This window comes from Micrococcus sp. LASM2_SD2, assembly GCF_057364565.1.
In genome coordinates, this window is the sequence record NZ_JBNFOB010000432.1 from 1 (window position 1) to 843 (window position 843).

Here is an 843-nt window from a genome sequence, read left to right on the forward strand (position 1 = left end):
CGCCAACCTCACCGGGCACCCGGACGCCGAGGTCGTCCACGGCGACGCCCTCGCCTGGGCGGCGGACCACCCAGGGGAGGCCGACGTCCTCTGGCTCGACCCCGCCCGCCGGCAGGTCACCGGCGGCGCCTCCGCCTCCCGCGTGTTCGACCCCGAGGCGTTCTCCCCGTCGCTGACGGACGTGTTCGCGCTCGCCGAGGGCGGCCGCAGCCTCGCCGTGAAGCTCGGTCCGGCCCTGCCGCACGAGGCCGTCCCGGCCGGCTGGGAGGCCCAGTGGGTCTCCGCCGACGGCGAGGTCACCGAGGTCTGCCTGTACACGGGCGCGGTCGCCCGTCCCGGGATCCGCCGGGCGGCCCTGGTGCTGCGCACCCGCGGGGAGCGGGCCGGAACAGCCGCGGAGCTGACCAGTCCCGTGGACCGGGACGGTTCCCCCGAGCTGGACGAGGTGGGCCGGACCGGGCTGGACGGGCTGCCGGGCGCCGTGCTCTACGAGCCGGACGGCGCCGTGATCCGGGCCGGCCTCGTCTCGGACCTCGGGGCCCGCTGGGGCGACGACGGCCGCCACACCCGGATGCTCGACGCGCACCTGGCGTACCTCGTCGCCGACGACGCCGTGGAGACGGACCTCGCGGCCGGCTACCGGATCGGCGCCGTCCACCCACTCCACGTCAAGCACCTGAAGCGGTGGGTGCGCGAGACGGGGGTGAGCCGTCTCGACGTGAAGAAGCGCGGCGTCTCCGTCACCCCGGAGCAGCTGCGCGCACAGCTGCTCGGCGGCGGGGGAGCGAGGAAGGCGGGCCCGGCGGCGGACCGGGCGGCCGGGGCCGTCGTCGAACGCGGCGG

1 protein-coding gene is annotated in these 843 nt (G+C 77.5%); it reads left to right on the plus strand.

Annotated features, from left to right (window positions below; all coding sequences use genetic code 11):
• Positions 1-843 (plus strand): THUMP-like domain-containing protein (locus tag AC2W7A_RS12950; protein ID WP_485991684.1); only part of this gene is annotated, 843 nt, incomplete at both ends.